The sequence below is a fragment of the Rhodocytophaga rosea genome, assembly GCF_010119975.1.
Taxonomy (GTDB): domain Bacteria; phylum Bacteroidota; class Bacteroidia; order Cytophagales; family 172606-1; genus Rhodocytophaga; species Rhodocytophaga rosea.
On the sequence record NZ_CP048222.1, the window covers coordinates 7318358 to 7334282 of the forward strand.

Sequence of the window (15925 nt, forward strand, 5' to 3'; positions counted from 1 at the left end):
TGCACCATAATACAATTACCGTATGCATCAGCATTTCAAAGCAATCAGCCTTTCCTACAAAACTGCTCCCCTGCACATTCGGGAGATGGTAGCATTGGAGGAAAGCAGCTGCAAGCAACTATTAGTTAAATTAAAAGAAGTTCTAGATATATCTGAAGCAATCGCTGTTTCGACCTGCAACAGAACTGAAGTGTATTATACTTCCACTACTGATCAGAGCACTGATATTATTAAATTGCTTTGTGTGGTAAAAGGGGTAAGCACCAATGAGAATATTCATCCGTATTTTAAAGTGATCAATCAGCACAACGAAGCGGTTAATTATTTATTTGAAGTAGCCATCGGTATTCATTCTCTGGTGATCGGCGACACTCAGATTTCCAACCAGGTGAAACAAGCCTATCAATGGTCGGCAGATACGCAGATGGCAGGCCCGTTTTTACACCGCCTGCTTCATACCATTTTCTTTACCAACAAAAAAGTAGTACAGGAAACCAGTTTCCGGGATGGTGCTGCTTCTGTATCGTATGCTGCTGCTGAACTGGTAGAAGACCTTACGGCCGAAATTAGTAATCCAAAAATACTGGTGTTAGGTTTAGGCGAGATCGGGGCAGATGTGTGTAAGAACCTGGCCAGTAAAAATCTGGACATTACCATTGCCAACCGGACCCTTACCAAAGCACAGCAAATTGCCGCTGAATACCAAGTAAAATTAACTTCGTTTGAAAATGTATGGCAATCTATTGCCGAAGCAGACGTGATCATCAGCTCAATTGCCAAAGCTGAACCCTTTATCACCCGAAGCTTAGTAGAAAAGCTGAATAGTCTTTCCTTCAAATACTTCATAGACCTTTCTGTTCCCCGTAGTGTAGAAAATAGTGTAGAAGAGTTACCGGGTGCGGTAGTGTATAATATTGATGACATTCAGAATAAAGCCTCCGAAGCCCTGCAGCGGAGAATTAATGCTATTCCAAAGGTAAAACAGATTATTGCCGGTGCCGTTTCTGAATTCCACGAGTGGACCAATGAAACCGCTGTTTCGCCTACAATAAATAAATTCAAGAATGCCCTGGAGCAGATCCGTCAGGAGGAAATTGGCCGGTATATGAAGCAAATGTCGGCTGAGGAAGCAGATAAAATTGACCGCATTACCAAAGGCATGATGCAGAAGATTATAAAACTGCCGGTATTACAACTCAAAGCTGCCTGTAAACGGGGAGAGGCCGAAACGTTAATAGATGTATTGAACGACCTGTTCAACCTGGAAAACAAACCCGAAAAGTCAAATCTGTAATTCAAGCCAACTCAAGATATCAATTAGCCTGCACTTCATTGTGTGGGCTTTTTTGTTATAAATCCTCCTTCAAATACAGTAATTCATCTTCGCTTATTTCTATCATACGTTTGGGGTAAAAGGTATATACCTGTTTTGCTTCATTTTCAGTTAAAGTATTATATGGTTTATGGAAATGTAGTAATGCATACTCATCCCTCAATTCATATAGTGCATTACTTAAGATGCTTTGCATTTGTATATAAGTATCATAGTCAGTTTGTCCATCATATTGGAGGCTTACTAAATAGTTTTTGCGATTATCCAGAATAAAATTTTCTACCAATGTTGTCAACTTTTGGCCAGCTACATTTTTCCATTCAAAGTTATCTTTCAGAAACGTTTGTTTATATTCTTGGCTAGCGTCAAATTTTTGAAAATAGAAATTATTTAATGAATCGATCTGAATAGCAAATATTTTATGCGGTAGATAATTAGGAATCAGATTATTAAGTATTGCTTCATTGCTGCAATAGGTAGATTTTGAAATACCATCCGATAGATATCCGAAGCTTATATCTGGATCAGGCAAAGGCTGTCGATAGTATTTCGCTTTATGCTGGCAAGAAGGAGGCAATAGCATGCCAATGCCTTGGTAAAAGTTAAGCTGAAACGAATCTTTTATACTCATGAAATGCACTACACTAAATTTTGAACCTGAGCGTGCGATTTCATACTTGACACGATCTACTATATACATAGGGGTATTTTTATCAATATATAGAGCAGGTGTGAGTCTTGGACTGTGTATATGATTATTTTCTTCTAAGAAATCTGGAATGATACCATAATCTATAAAAACATCATTTACCTGAATACATATACTGTCACCAGACTTATTATCTGGAAATGACTTTCGTTTGCCAATAAAAATATTGGCTAAATTATATCTATCTCTATCTATATCTCCAGTTTGGGAAGAAGAAGGTAGATCTATATTTAATTGTATGTCCAGATAGGATGAATGAAAGAAATGCTCTTTGGGTGTGCAGTTGTATCTTTTTACCAGATATGTTTTATAATCTACTGAGTCTCTTTGCAGAATTAATGTATCGTGTATAGAGGTATATGCAAATTTTATGTCATCCTCAACTTCACCCCAAAATAGTTTTCCATTATTCATAGAATATGAAGTGGTATCAGCAAAAGGTGAGTCCGCTTCATTCATTACTATAGTGCTATCTGTTATATCCCAGGTATGGTATATTTTTTCTTTATCCTCTGGATTTACTTCATGCCAATGTCCCTTTATTCTATCATGATCCGACTGGCAGGCTTGGATCCATGCGATGAAAGTAATAATGAATAGGGCAGTAGTAACTTTATACAAATAGGAAAAGGAATACATCGAATATGGCTGAGTTTTTTTAATAGATGCCTTGATCCAATCATTTCCATAAACCTGGTCTAAATATCACTTCACTTCACATTCTTGCTTCTGTAGTTCACCCTAACCAAAATGAAGCTCACCGCTTGTCTATTCCGCCAGGGGAATAGGCGCTATATCTTTGGGTATATAATTAATCACACAGACATCAAACACATCCATAGCATGAAAACGATACTCAACTCCGTAAAAACCCTCGCCTTTGCTTCTATATTCACTCTATTTGGCGCTTCAGCATTTGCTCAGGAAGTAGCCCTGAACAAACCAGATCATAACACCATTGCTGAGTCCGAAGTAATTGTTCCCAGGCCAGCCTATTACCGTTCGTTCCAGGCAGTTGTGTTTCCCCGTCTGGATGGAAGTGTAGCAGTTAATATCGAAAAAGCCCCTCATGAAAGCATTCTGGTTAGGGTGTTCAATAATAAAGGGCAGGTAATACACGAAAAGAAAATGGGCAAAAAAGAATTGCTTACCCGTAATTACCAACTGAATGGTATGCCTAAAGGTACGTATACCTTTGAAGTGGCCAGCCAGAACAAAGTGTATAGAAAAGAAGTAACGCTTGATTGAAACTAGTTTTCTTTGAAAGGTTCTTGCCCGGAAATAGCAGGAACCTTTTACTTCTTCGTTTCTTATCCATAATTTCATGGTTTATGGCTAAGTTATACCAGCAGACGATTTGGTGGCGGGCAGGCAGTATTGTCTTTCTGGGATTTTTTATCAATTTGCTGCTCGACCTGATATTTAAGTTACTCTACCGAAATTATACCATTGAATGGCTAAAGTACCCGGGAGCAATTCTTCTGGGTGCTTGTATGATAGAAAGTATCCGGTTTGCCAACCGGAAATTAGATGCAGAAACTCCCTGGCTGCAGCAACCACAACGGAGATTTGTGGTGCAGTTTCTGGTTATAAGTGGTATTATATTGTTTGTAAATGTAGGCTTACGAACCTACCTCTACCGGCTCCTGCTGCTAGATGAAGAATTTATCCGGTTTTCCGACGAAGTAATTGTAAATGCAGTGCTTATTTTTTCCGGACTGGTTTCGGTTTTGATCGACCTGGGTGTTTTTTTAATGACCAAATGGAGAAACTCACTGGCTGAACTGGAACGGTTTAAGAAAGAGAACATTGAATTTCATTTTGAAATGCTCAAAAACCAGGTAAATCCCCATTTTCTGTTCAATAGCCTCAATACACTTTCGTCCCTGATCTATGCCGACCAGGATACAGCGGCTAAATTTGTGCGTCAGCTGGCCAGAGTGTACCGCTATGTGCTCGAAAACCGTGATAAGGAAGTTATAAGTCTGAAAGAAGAACTTACTTTTCTGCAATCGTATGTGTACCTGGTAAACCTGCGTTTTAGCGAAAACCTGAAGGTGGAGATTGATATTCCCGAAACTATGCAACAGAAATTCATTGCGCCCATGACCTTGCAAATGCTGATAGAAAATGCCATTAAACACAATGTAGTGTCGCAGAAGAAACCGCTTACCATTCAGGTATATGCCGACATGTTTGATCATATTACGGTAAGCAATAATTTGCAGAAGAAAACAGTACGGGAATATTCTTCTAATATAGGTTTAAAAAACATCAGCAGCCGCTATGGATTTATTACCGACCGGAAGGTGATTATTGAAGAAAATCCGGATTATTTTAAAGTGCGTATTCCGTTGCTGGAGAAAGTTTAGTGGTTGTTAGTTGTTCGTATATCTGTGTAAACCAGAAACCTATCAGATCACTTCAATAATAAATTTTACCAACAACGAACAACTAATAACCAACAATCAAATGAGATGAAAGTATTGATTATCGAAGATGAACCCTATGCACAGGAAGAACTCAAACGTCTTCTGGCCTTATGCGATCCATCTATTCAGGTGTGGGAATGTATAGACTCTGTGGAAGACAGCATTATCTGGCTGGAAGAACCTAATGAGCCTGATCTGATCTTTATGGATATTCAGCTTTCCGACGGGTTGAGTTTTGATATTTTTAAACATACAGAAGTAAAAGCACCGGTTATTTTTACCACCGCCTACGATGAATATGCCATTCGTGCCTTTAAAGTCAATAGCATTGATTATCTGCTCAAACCAGTAGAAGAAGAGGCGCTAAAATCTGCCCTCAGGAAATATGCAGCCATCCGCAGGCAATATACTCCACCTGCCCAGGCACAAAACTATTTCAACCCGGCACAGATCGAGCAATTGCTTCAGCTCAACAAACGGGACTACAAATCCAGGTTTGTAACTACAATTGGCGACCGGATCAAACAAATTGGGGTAGAGCAGGTGGCGTACTTTTTTGCCGATGACAATACGGTGTATCTGGTAACGGCTGATAAAAAGAAATACATTATTAACTATACTTTAGATCAGCTGGAAGAACTGCTCGATCCCAGGCATTTTTTCCGCATCAACCGGAAATACATCACCAAAATTACCGCCATTGGCGATATCAATAAGTATTTCAACAGCCGGCTGAAAGTAAGCCTAGTGCCGCCCGTAGAAGATGAAATTTTGATCAGCCGGGTGAAAGTGCCTGATTTTCTCGACTGGATGGATAAGTAAAATGTGCTTGTATGCGAGTTTATAAAGATTGTATCTACACTTATCAGACGATGCGCTCCCTACTTTTAGCCAGGAGATATTTATACCTGTTCTTGATGCTGATGGGCATTCTGGTAAGCTCCTGCCAGAAAGTAACCATTGTGGTAGAGGGAATCCCTTCCAATACCCCCCGAGGCGCTGCTCTATTTGTTTCAGGGAATTTTAACGTTTGGGACCCCGGTGACCAGAGCTATATGCTGAACCGGAATAAGGATAGTACCTACTCCATTACTTTGCCCAGAGGAACAGGAAAGATCCAGTATAAATTTACCCGGGGCGACTGGAAAACGGTTGAAACCGATGGATGCGGACATGAACTGGAGAACCGGATTACGCAGTTAGGAGAGGAGGATACGATTTACACGCATATTATGAGCTGGGAAGACCTGGGACCTATTAACTGCGACCTGGTTACTTTTGCGGTGGACGTTCCCGCATATACGCCCGAAGACCAAGGAGTGTATTTAGCGGGTAGTTTTAATAACTGGAACCCAGGTAATCCCAAATACCGGTTGGCTAAAGGTGAAAAAGGAATATATTATATTCAGGTACCTAGGCAATCTGGCACCATTGAATACAAATTTACCAGAGGGGATTGGAGCCGGGAGGAAGTAAATGAAATAGGCGAGCCCATACCCAACAGGCAATTTACCTACGGCAAAGAAGATACCGTATATGTGAAAATTCCAGCCTGGATAGACATTGAACCTGAATTTCGTCCGGAAGTTACCTTTATCGTGAATGCTCCCAGAGAAACGCCTCCAAATGCTGGAATTTATATCGCCGGAACATTTAATGGATGGTTTACTAAAGATGAAAAGTACCGCCTGAAAAAAACAGGACCAAGCCAGTATGCCATTACATTATCTGCGCTGGATCGCTACATTGAATTTAAGTTTACCCGTGGAAGCTGGGCAACGGAAGAACTGGATGAAAATGGCTGGAAAATTTCTAACCGCCAGTTTGTTTTCGGACGTGCAGACACAGTAGTAATAAATATTCCTCACTGGAATGATATAGGTTCATACTAACCCTATTATCGTTGTTAACTGAGCGTTATTAGTTGTTAGCATAAATCTTTATTACTACAGCAATTGTGTTAGATTTCCTGAGGCATTACGCTCTGGTATGGAGCCATCCGGCAATTTCCATTCCCGCTGTGGCCGGAAAGGCAAGATGAGTAAAAACCTGACATTTTCTTCAGCCGTGCTTCTATAGGCGGGAACTCCAATCACAATTTCCTGTTGCGGTACATTCAGGCGAACCGTACCGTGCAACCGGTCCCAGGCAGAGAATATGACAGAATAATTACTGTTGGTTTCCCGCAGCACTATAGAGTGGTGTATACCATGCATTCTGGGGGTAACCATCAGTTTGTTCAATACTTTTTCAATGGCAAAAGGCAGTTTCCAGTTGCTATGGTGAAAAGCTGTAGCGCCTTCATATAAAATTTCGTAGGTAATCACCTGCCTGGGTGAAGCCCCAATCAGCACAATCATCCCACCGCGGAAAAATATAGATAATAAGACTTCTCCTGCATGGAAACGCCAGGCGGTAGAAATATCTAAATCCAAATCAGTATGGTGTACATTATGGAATCGCCACAAGAATGGACACTGGTGATTGAGCCGGTGCCACAAATAATTGGAGTAATCCAGCAACACAAAAGCTAATACACCTTGCAGCCACCTGGGTAAAGGCAAACGCTGTAACAATCCAAACCGTTTCTGTACCGTCCAGGCGCTGCCTGAAAGCATGGCTGGAAGCAAAGCCCCCCTTAAACCAGCCAGCCCAACAGTAGCTATACTGCTATTCGTTTTCAGCCGTTGCCATCTGTCCTGCTTACGTTTGCGTAAGTCATGAATGGTTTCCATCACAAAAAAAGCAGTAGCCAGGCCGGTTAAAAGGGGTGCGCCAACTCTGTCAAAAATACGTAAAGCGGATTTCATAGATGGAGGTGTATACTAAAAATGAAAAGATGAATTGAGTATAAAATAAAAAACCTGTATAAGACATGATTCTCATACAGGTTATTCAAAGCTACCTTCAACAATCTTATCAACTGCATCTGTAACCTTTATGAAGTGTTTAACGGACCTTGGCTTATGAGGGTTACAATAACTTTAATTTTTTAAACAAATAGATAAGTTTCCAGTCATGTAAATGATGATTCTTTGGGCAAAGTCATATAATTTTATTCCAATTACAATAGGTATTTGACAAAGTAAAAATGAATGAATTCGCCTTCCCAGATGTATATTCATTATATTTCTGCTTTTAAATTATATATGTTGGATAAATGCAGCCAGTACTAGGTATATAAAAGCATTGCGGAATAGATAAGTATATTATCGAAGTCAATATCTGCCAATGCTATGACTGGGCATTTACTTACAGCTATTTACGTATAACTCAACCTATGAAATATCTCAAATTCCTCATATTATTTACTTTACTTTCTTTTACGGCTGACAAACCCGCTTATCAGGTGTTTACCCAGAAAGGCAAAGCGGTTAGCTATACACATGCTTTAAAAGATATTCAGCAGGCAGATATTATCCTGTTTGGTGAACTGCACAACAACCCGATTGCCCACTGGCTGGAATTACAAATCACCAAAGATTTATACGCCGTTAAAAAGGATCAGCTTGTGCTGGGCGCCGAAATGTTTGAAGCCGATAACCAGTTGATTGTAAATGAATATATAGCTGGAAAAATTGCTGCCAGGCATCTGGAAAGTGAGGCCAAACTCTGGGATAATTATGACACGGATTATAAACCATTGATAGATTTTGCGCTGGCGAATCACTTGCCGTTTGCAGCAACTAATATACCCAGGCGCTATGCCAGTCTGGTAGCCAGATCTGGTTTATCTGCCCTGGATAGCTTATCAGCAGAGGCCAGAAACTGGATGGCACCCTTGCCTGTTCAGGTAGATTTGAATTTGCCGGGCTATAAACAGATGATGGGAATGGGAGGAGGCAGCGCAGGCCATGGTTCAGAAATGAATGCGTCGAATATTGCCAGGGCACAAGCGGTGAAAGATGCGACTATGGCACATTTTATTCTGCAACACTGGCAGCCGGGAAAAACATTCCTGCATTTTAATGGCAGTTATCACTCCGACCGATTCGAAGGCATTGTATGGTACCTAAACCATTATAAACCGGGTTTGAAAATTGTAACTCTTTCCTCTGTGGAACAGCCGGAAATAGATAAGCTCCAGGATAAATCTGCTGATCTGGCAAACTTTATCATCGCTATACCCTCAGATATGACAAAAACTTATTAAATGAGATTACAGCCTATGCTAAGTTAAGTCAGTGAAATCACTTAAGAAATAAGGAATACAGTGAACCTTTCTGGCATTTTAAAAGCTTACTTAGGTGTTGTCGTTTATAATAAAAACAGGTTCTTATTTTTTGTAAATAGCAGTTTTCAAAGATTCAATATATGTCAATAGGATTTTATAATGTGCCTGCTCCGGTAAACGAACCAGTACGGAATTATGCCCCCGGTTCGCCTGAGAAGCTGGCCCTCAAAAAAGAGTTAAGCCATGCCAGGTCTGTGGAATTGGATATACCCATGTTTATTGGAGGAGAGGAAGTACGTACCGGAACCAAACTCCGGCTTTCTCCTCCACATGACCATAAGCATACATTGGGCTATTTTCATGAAGGCGATGCCACGCATGTAGAACAGGCCATACAAGCAGCATTGCATGCCAAAGATGCCTGGGAAAATTTAAGTTGGGAACACCGGGCTGCTATATTCTTAAAAGCGGCCGACCTGATTGCCGGGCCATACCGTGCCAGAATAAATGCGGCAACCATGCTGGGGCAGTCTAAAAGTGCGTATCAGGCCGAAATAGATTCTGCGTGCGAGATCATCGATTTCCTGCGGTTCAATGTGAACTATATGGTTGAAATTTATAAGCAGCAGCCCAATTCTAGTCCAGGTTTTTGGAACCGGGTAGAACAGCGGCCACTGGAAGGGTTTGTATTTGCATTAACTCCCTTCAACTTTACAGCGATTGCCGGAAACCTACCCACAGCTCCTGCGCTCATGGGGAATACCGTGATCTGGAAACCAGCGTATTCTCAGATATATTCTGCTTATGTACTGATGCAGGTGTTCCGGGAAGCTGGCGTACCAGATGGCGTGATTAATTTGATTTATGTAGATGGCCCGGTAACCGGGGACGTCATTTTTAAACACCGGGATTTTGCAGGAATTCATTTTACCGGCAGTACCAGTGTGTTTCAGCAGATATGGAAAACAATCGGACAGAATATTTCTCTCTATAAATCATATCCACGGATCGTGGGCGAAACCGGAGGAAAAGACTTTGTTCTGGCACATCCATCAGCACATCCCAAAGTCCTGGCCACAGCGCTGATCCGGGGTGCTTTCGAATACCAGGGACAAAAATGTTCAGCCGCTTCCAGGGCGTATATTCCGTCTAATATATGGGATGAAGTAAAAGGATATATGTTAGAAGACCTAAAGCAAATTAAAATGGGAAGCCCGGAGGATTTTACTAACTTTTTTAATGCCGTTATTGACGAAAGGGCTTTCGATAAAATCAGCACATATATTTCTAATGCCAAAAAAGACCCTGCGATTGAAGTTGTTGCCGGAGGGAATTATGATAAATCCAAAGGTTATTTTATTGAACCTACCATTCTGCTGTCGGCTAATCCTTCCTCAGTACCGATGTGTGAAGAGATATTTGGGCCGGTGCTGACCGTGTATGTATACCAGGAGCAGAATTTTGAACAAACCATAGAACTGGTAAACCAGACCTCTCCCTATGCGCTCACTGGTTCTATTTTCGCCCAGGACCGTTATGCGATTGAACTGGCTACCCAGAAATTAAGGCATGCCGCTGGTAATTTCTATATCAACGACAAGCCTACCGGTGCGGTAGTAGGGCAGCAGCCTTTTGGTGGAAGCCGCGCCTCCGGAACCAATGATAAAGCCGGTTCTATGATCAATCTGCTCCGGTGGGTATCGCCCAGAGTAATCAAAGAAACCTTTGTGCCGCCTACAGATTTCCGGTATCCATTTTTGCAGGAAGAGTAAGTCTGGAACCTGGAATTGGGCGGATTATGGGATGGACAGGAATAGAAAAAGTAAATATATTCTCAAATTTGTATATAATGATAAACTCATATGTATGCTAGGGTTTCCGCACTAAATATTAAGTTTTAAGAATAGCTAACAGGAAATTAGTGTCTCTGTTAGCTTTTTTTCTTTTCCGTTTGACACTCACGCAAGAAGGCTCTTTTTTGAGCAGATGCAAAGACCACTTTCTAATCAGATGCAGATTGATGGGTCCTTTATCTTTCCTGACTTTAGCCTCATCTTCCCTAAAGGTAACATCTAGTTGCCAATGCAAGCCATTCTCTATCGCCCAATGGCCTCTTATGTAGCGGCTGTACAAGGCAGGGTCTGTATCTGTTAAACTGCTTATATAGAACAGGGTTTGTTCTTGCTTTTTGCCTGCTATAATGCGTTTTCTTTCTACCATGACTAAAGTATGTAAGTCCTGCCATTTTTCCTTTTCCTCTACCAAATCAATGCATTGAGCAATATATACCCTACGTTCTTCTCCTCTGCCATGGGCTTTATCTAGTTGCTGATTAAAAGCGAGAGCAGACTTATTGATTTGCATAAAATGGGCTACCTGCTCATAGAGTACACCTTGATTAGCCTTTAGGGCAATCACATAATGGGCTTGCTTATCCCTGATCTTTTCTACAATTGCCTGCTGACAAGCAATAGCATCTATAGTAATGATACTACCTTTGCAATCAAGGGTATCTAATAAAGCAGGAATAGTTGTAATCTCATTACTCTTGGCTTCTACGGCTACTTGTCCAAAGCTTAAGCTATGTTCCTCTACCCATACATTGACCATACGAACCAAAGCATGCTTTTTGCCTGCAGGTATAGTACCTCTCAATTCTTTGCCATCTATACATACCTGCTTGCCTGCTAAGGAGAAGCCAGCTACACACGCTTTGAAGCATTGCTCCAAACTATGGCTATCCAGGTGTCTGATCACCCGATTTAAAGTGTCAGCAGAAGGTATACCATTAACAAAACTTAATCCTAGTTCTTGCTGCAGAAACGCTGTATTATCTTTGCCATAATCTGCTATCTCGTCAAAGTCATCACAATCGGCTATTACCCCACATAAAACTAAGCCTAAAATATCTGCTAATAGATGTAAGCAGCGGCCTTGCACCCGAAAATCAGCTACTTTGTTTAGTATCTTTTTAAGTTCCATGCACAAAGTTAGCCCCTCTTTCCTTTTTCTCTATCTTTGGTGCGGAAACCCTATATGTATGCAGAGGAACTAATATCTGATTGGAATGTTAACAGACAATTCTCAGATAAACAATTGTCTTCCATTTTTGAAAATAGTATTCTAAAGATTGAAGTGATTGACTATTTGAAAGTGAATCCGAACAGGGAATTTGCTCAGAATTTTTTGGAAAGAGTGCTTTCTAAAAGAAGGGAAGGAAGTGATATTGGAACAGGTGATAATATTATGTTTGCGAGTTATTTACTGGGCTTACATGGAAATGTAGAAGACTCTTTGCTTATTTGGCGTGCTAAAAACGTTGATTTTGATGCTTTTTGTTATGTAGATATTCAGTTAGTAGTTTTTGCAGGCGTAGAGGAAACTATCGGCTTTTTTATATTACTGAACACGGAAGAATCTACAAAAGCAGCAGAATATTTAAAACAGTGTAAAGATGCAGGTAATTTTGGAGATATTAACGAGTATTATTCAGCAGAACAGCTTCCGTGGTGGATATAGTTATATCGAATCTATTATCTGGCTATTATAAAAATAAATACTACTTGTTTCAGATTATTCAGGCTTATATCCATCTGACCCTGTATTCGCATGCATTCCTGCAAATCCATTCACCTGCTAAATCCAGGTTCCAGACCATCATAATCCCAGGTAATTCCGTTCAACTCCTATTCAGATACAAACAATAGTATGGCGAAAACAGTAAGTATATTGGGCTGTGGATGGTTAGGATTCCCATTGGCAGAACTATTAATTAGCAAAGGTTTTACCGTAAAAGGTTCTACTACCCATCCTGAAAAAAGGGATCAATTACGCCAGGCAGGTCTCGAACCCTTTGTATTGGGCTTTACGCCACACCCGCAGAAAGAGCAATTAGATGACCTGCCGAATTTCCTGAAAGCAGATGTATTGGTAGTAGCCATTCCTCCACAGGCAGGCAGGCAGGGAGATGATTTTCATCCCCTCCAGATTATGCACCTGAGCGAACACCTGAAACTTTCCACCATAGATAAGATCATCTATATCAGTTCTACTTCCATCTATGCAGATGAAAACCGTGAAATTACGGAAGAAGAACCTATTATTCAGGGAGAGGCTAATGCTGCACTCAGACGGGCAGAAGAAATACTATCTGGCTTACATCGAAAGTTTATCATTTTGCGTTGTGGTGGCCTGATGGGTTACGACCGGATTCCAGGCAAGTATTTTATCGGAAAAAAAGAGATCAATACAGGCAGTGTACCGGTTAACTTCGTTCATCGGGATGATGTGATTGGGATTATATACGAGGTAATCCGGCAGGAAAAATGGAATGAGGTATTTAATGTAGTAGCTCCCGAACATCCTGTCCGTAAAGATATTTACCTGAAAAATGCGGGTGAATTTGGTTGGGAAGCTCCTTCTTTCAAAGAAGGAGAGATGCCGCCTTACAAAGTGGTAAACAGCAATAAAGTAATTAAAGCGCTACAATATAGCTTTCAGTATCCTGATCCTTTACAATTTCAATATGAGCTGCCACAAGTGCGTAATTAGCATTTGTTATGTACATGGTGGGTAGAACGCAGCCGCCAGTTGGCCACATAAGCAAGCAATATGAACGCAGCTCCGGAAGTAATTATTACCGGCTCATAAGTTTGTTGAAAAACAAAAATGGCAAGAAATTTAGCAAGCACGCCTGCCAAGAGCAAGAGAAGAGGTAGTGTATTTCTATGTGTATGCCGGTAGTCTCTTATCAGTATCACACCCGCAATCAACACCGTAATGCCAATCAGCGATAACTCCAGTGCCGGATTGTGTAAGAGTTCAGATCCCATCATCGGCAATAGCGCAATAAGTAAAGGAGTAGAGGCACAATGAATGGCACATAGGAAAGAAAGGGAAACGCCTACTTTATTCCATTTGTTGGTTGCCGGACTTACCTTATGTTTAGGCATAGCTTGTTTGTGTGTGAATGAGTGCAAAGTTAATATACTTGCAACACTATTGCAAATAGCTGCTCGATAATTTCTTCTTTACGGGCAAACCCTCAAAACGTTTATAAAAATTTCAATAATCTTTTCGTGTAATGTGCAAAGAAGGCTGGATAAGCTGGATATGATCGAATTGCAACCCTATCTATTGTTAAGACGTACCCAAGGTATCAATAACAATCATTATAAGTTTAACCACTAAACCACTTACTGCTATGCAATCCCTGTCCTCATATGTATTCGCAACCATGTCTGGAAAAATATCATTTATAACGCAGAATATGTCCCAATTAAATGGCTCGTTCCTCGCTCTACACGATAGCGACATTCTATTTGCTAATGGTAGCAGTCCTAAAAATACCAATGAAAGCAAAGAGATCAGGGATGAATCGGGTTTGGGAAGCGGTGCTGGTATTACCCCTGAAGATCAGGCCAGATTTAATCGCCAGTCTGCCAGGCCAGACAATAATTCACTATCAGACGATGACGGAACTACTGGTCCGGGCAGCGATCATACAGGCGATAAGATGCCTGGAGAAGAGGGCGTTACAGATGTGACAGATGGCATAGCCAGATTTATAGATGATTTGGAAAATGATGATTCTGAAAAGGGGAGAAGTTAAATAACATTGGCTCCCGGTGAGTTTTTATTTTAGCAGGGTTTACAAAATAGGTGTAATTATATTGGGAGAAAGCTTGTTCTTAATCTGAATACATGCCCTTTTATATAATGGACTTAAGTAAAGAAGAATTTGATTTCAGATTTAAAGAAACCTTAGAATTGATAATAACACAAATGGCTGAAAATCCGGATGTACAGGTAGACAAATTTTACCATATGACGTATTTTCTGGAGAACCTTGCCTTTTTTAGCCCTGTTATTTTTGATCTGCTACAGAAAACAAAACCCTAATGGCTCACTAAGATGATAATAGTATAATGCTGATTGATTATGGGACGGTAAATACATTCTATCAGAATTGTCGTAATCTTAAAACAAAGAGCTGAAAGAATTAACTCTCAGCTCGTTAAGTAAAAAGTATATACAATTAAATTTAAGCAACTTTGTCCAGAATGGCTTTAAAAGCAGCCGGATGGTTCATGGCTAAATCAGCAAGAACTTTGCGGTTGAGGTCGATATTGGCTTTGCTAAGCTTGCCCATAAACTGAGAGTAAGAAATGCCATGTTCTCTGGTGGCAGCATTTATTCTTTGAATCCACAGTGCCCTGAAATCTCTTTTCTTTACTTTGCGGTCACGTGTGGAGTATACCATTGCCTTTTCTACAGCATTTTTGGCAACGGTCCATACATTTTTTCTTCTGCCGAAGAAACCTTTGGCAGCTTTAAGGATTTTTTTTCTGCGTGCCCTGGCGGCAACAACGTTTACTGATCTTGGCATAGTTTTAATTTTTTGGCTACTGGCGATTCTTCCGAATACTTAAGGCCAGGTGCCTGGTGAATAATGAATTAATAAACCTTTTAAACCTGCTTATAGGTTCAGCATGGCTTTCACTCTGTTTTCATCTGAAGGATGAACCAGGGTAGCATGAGTCAGGTTTCTTTTTTGTTTAGTTGTTTTTTTAGTCAGGATGTGGCTTTTAAACGCATGTTTGCGCTTAATTTTGCCTGTACCGGTAAGCTTAAAACGCTTTTTGGCTCCTGAATTGGTTTTTACCTTTGGCATCGTTGTGTATAATTAAAATATGAAAACAAATTATTTTTTACTGCTAGGCTTGGGAGAAAGCATTAAAATCATCCGCTTGCCTTCCAGTTTGGGAAGTTCATCTACCTTGGCCACTTCTTCCAACGCCTGGGCAAACTTCAGCAGCAAAATTTCTCCCCGCTCTTTAAACACAATTGTTCTACCCACAAAATGTACATAGGCTCTTACTTTAGCGCCTTCTTTCAAAAAATTGATGGCGTGTTTGAGCTTAAAATCAAAATCATGATCGTCGGTATTCGGACCAAAACGAATTTCTTTGACAACTACTTTCTGGGCTTTGGCTTTAAGTTCTTTCTGCTTTTTCTTCTGCTCGTATTTGAATTTGGAATAATCCGTAATCTTACAAACAGGCGGATCGGCATTTGGTGAAATTTCTACCAGATCCAGATTAAGCGCAACTGCCATAGAAATAGCTTGCCTGGTCTCATACACCCCTTGTTCTACATTTTCTCCTACCACCCTCACTTTAGGTGCTCTGATTCTGTCATTTACTTTGTACGGTTCCTCGGCTCTCCCTCGAGGACCCATGGGTCTTTGTGGTCTATTGATGTGTACCTCCTTATTT

Annotated in this window: 18 protein-coding genes; 11 read left to right on the top strand and 7 right to left on the bottom strand. The window is 40.6% G+C overall.

What is annotated here, in order from left to right:
• Positions 1-22 precede the first annotated feature (22 nt).
• Positions 23-1294 carry a glutamyl-tRNA reductase gene (hemA, locus tag GXP67_RS30075; protein WP_162446566.1) on the top strand — a complete coding sequence of 424 codons (1272 nt, stop codon included), beginning with the start codon at positions 23-25 and terminating at the stop codon, positions 1292-1294.
• A gap of 55 nt (positions 1295-1349) precedes the next feature.
• Here hemA and GXP67_RS30080 read toward each other — a convergent pair whose 3' ends face one another.
• The gene (locus GXP67_RS30080; protein ID WP_162446567.1) at positions 1350-2663 is read right to left on the bottom strand and encodes a hypothetical protein; all 1314 of its coding nucleotides are present in this window, start codon (positions 2661-2663) and stop codon (positions 1350-1352) included.
• A gap of 222 nt (positions 2664-2885) precedes the next feature.
• Between GXP67_RS30080 and GXP67_RS30085 the strand changes: the two genes are divergently transcribed.
• From GXP67_RS30085 to GXP67_RS30100, 4 genes are all read left to right on the top strand, one after another.
• Entirely contained in the window at positions 2886-3290 is a 405-nt protein-coding gene (locus GXP67_RS30085) for a T9SS type A sorting domain-containing protein (protein WP_162446568.1), read from the top strand.
• An 83-nt stretch (positions 3291-3373) separates the two neighbouring features.
• Positions 3374-4414, top strand: coding sequence for a sensor histidine kinase (locus tag GXP67_RS30090; RefSeq protein WP_162446569.1), 1041 nt, complete (start codon positions 3374-3376; stop codon positions 4412-4414).
• Positions 4415-4519: 105 nt separating this feature from the next.
• On the top strand, positions 4520-5296 hold the full coding sequence (locus GXP67_RS30095; protein WP_162446570.1) for a LytR/AlgR family response regulator transcription factor: 777 nt from the start codon (positions 4520-4522) through the stop codon (positions 5294-5296).
• A gap of 50 nt (positions 5297-5346) precedes the next feature.
• Entirely contained in the window at positions 5347-6366 is a 1020-nt protein-coding gene (locus GXP67_RS30100; RefSeq protein WP_162446571.1) for a hypothetical protein, read from the top strand.
• 54 nt (positions 6367-6420) lie between these two features.
• On the opposite strand, the gene GXP67_RS30105 is transcribed toward GXP67_RS30100, so the two are convergent.
• Positions 6421-7284, bottom strand: a complete 864-nt coding sequence (locus GXP67_RS30105) for a sterol desaturase family protein (RefSeq protein WP_162446572.1) — start codon at positions 7282-7284, stop codon at positions 6421-6423.
• A 470-nt stretch (positions 7285-7754) separates the two neighbouring features.
• Here GXP67_RS30105 and GXP67_RS30110 point away from each other — a divergent pair, with 470 nt between their 5' ends.
• Both GXP67_RS30110 and pruA read left to right on the top strand, forming a co-directional pair.
• Entirely contained in the window at positions 7755-8627 is an 873-nt protein-coding gene (locus tag GXP67_RS30110; RefSeq protein ID WP_162446573.1) for a ChaN family lipoprotein, read from the top strand.
• 161 nt (positions 8628-8788) lie between these two features.
• Complete coding sequence (gene pruA, locus GXP67_RS30115) at positions 8789-10420, top strand: L-glutamate gamma-semialdehyde dehydrogenase (protein WP_162446574.1); 1632 nt, start codon at positions 8789-8791, stop codon at positions 10418-10420.
• 118 nt (positions 10421-10538) lie between these two features.
• On the opposite strand, the gene GXP67_RS30120 is transcribed toward pruA, so the two are convergent.
• Positions 10539-11630 carry an ISAs1 family transposase gene (locus GXP67_RS30120; RefSeq protein ID WP_162441340.1) on the bottom strand — a complete coding sequence of 364 codons (1092 nt, stop codon included), beginning with the start codon at positions 11628-11630 and terminating at the stop codon, positions 10539-10541.
• A 54-nt stretch (positions 11631-11684) separates the two neighbouring features.
• On the opposite strand from GXP67_RS30120, the gene GXP67_RS30125 reads away from it, so the two are divergent.
• Together GXP67_RS30125 and GXP67_RS30130 are read left to right on the top strand one after the other, a co-directional pair.
• Entirely contained in the window at positions 11685-12167 is a 483-nt protein-coding gene (locus GXP67_RS30125; RefSeq protein ID WP_162446575.1) for a hypothetical protein, read from the top strand.
• Between the two features lie 189 nt (positions 12168-12356).
• Positions 12357-13199 (top strand): NAD(P)H-binding protein, encoded by an 843-nt coding sequence (locus tag GXP67_RS30130; protein ID WP_162446576.1) that lies wholly within the window; start codon positions 12357-12359, stop codon positions 13197-13199.
• Here GXP67_RS30130 and GXP67_RS30135 read toward each other — a convergent pair.
• The gene (locus tag GXP67_RS30135; RefSeq protein WP_162446577.1) at positions 13196-13600 is read right to left on the bottom strand and encodes a MerC domain-containing protein; all 405 of its coding nucleotides are present in this window, start codon (positions 13598-13600) and stop codon (positions 13196-13198) included. The two genes, GXP67_RS30130 and GXP67_RS30135, sit on opposite strands and share 4 nt — an antisense overlap.
• A gap of 251 nt (positions 13601-13851) precedes the next feature.
• Here GXP67_RS30135 and GXP67_RS30140 point away from each other — a divergent pair, with 251 nt between their 5' ends.
• Together GXP67_RS30140 and GXP67_RS30145 are read left to right on the top strand one after the other, a co-directional pair.
• Positions 13852-14259 carry a hypothetical protein gene (locus tag GXP67_RS30140; protein ID WP_162446578.1) on the top strand — a complete coding sequence of 136 codons (408 nt, stop codon included), beginning with the start codon at positions 13852-13854 and terminating at the stop codon, positions 14257-14259.
• Between the two features lie 92 nt (positions 14260-14351).
• Positions 14352-14549 (top strand): hypothetical protein, encoded by a 198-nt coding sequence (locus tag GXP67_RS30145; protein ID WP_232064678.1) that lies wholly within the window; start codon positions 14352-14354, stop codon positions 14547-14549.
• Positions 14550-14691: 142 nt separating this feature from the next.
• Here the strand turns inward: GXP67_RS30145 and rplT are convergent, their stop codons facing one another.
• The 3 genes from rplT to infC form a co-directional block, all read right to left on the bottom strand.
• Positions 14692-15036 (bottom strand): 50S ribosomal protein L20, encoded by a 345-nt coding sequence (gene rplT, locus GXP67_RS30150; RefSeq protein WP_162446579.1) that lies wholly within the window; start codon positions 15034-15036, stop codon positions 14692-14694.
• A 90-nt stretch (positions 15037-15126) separates the two neighbouring features.
• Entirely contained in the window at positions 15127-15321 is a 195-nt protein-coding gene (gene rpmI / locus GXP67_RS30155) for a 50S ribosomal protein L35 (protein ID WP_162446580.1), read from the bottom strand.
• Between the two features lie 30 nt (positions 15322-15351).
• Positions 15352-15888, bottom strand: coding sequence for a translation initiation factor IF-3 (infC, locus tag GXP67_RS30160; RefSeq protein WP_162446581.1), 537 nt, complete (start codon positions 15886-15888; stop codon positions 15352-15354).
• Positions 15889-15925: the final 37 nt, after the last annotated feature.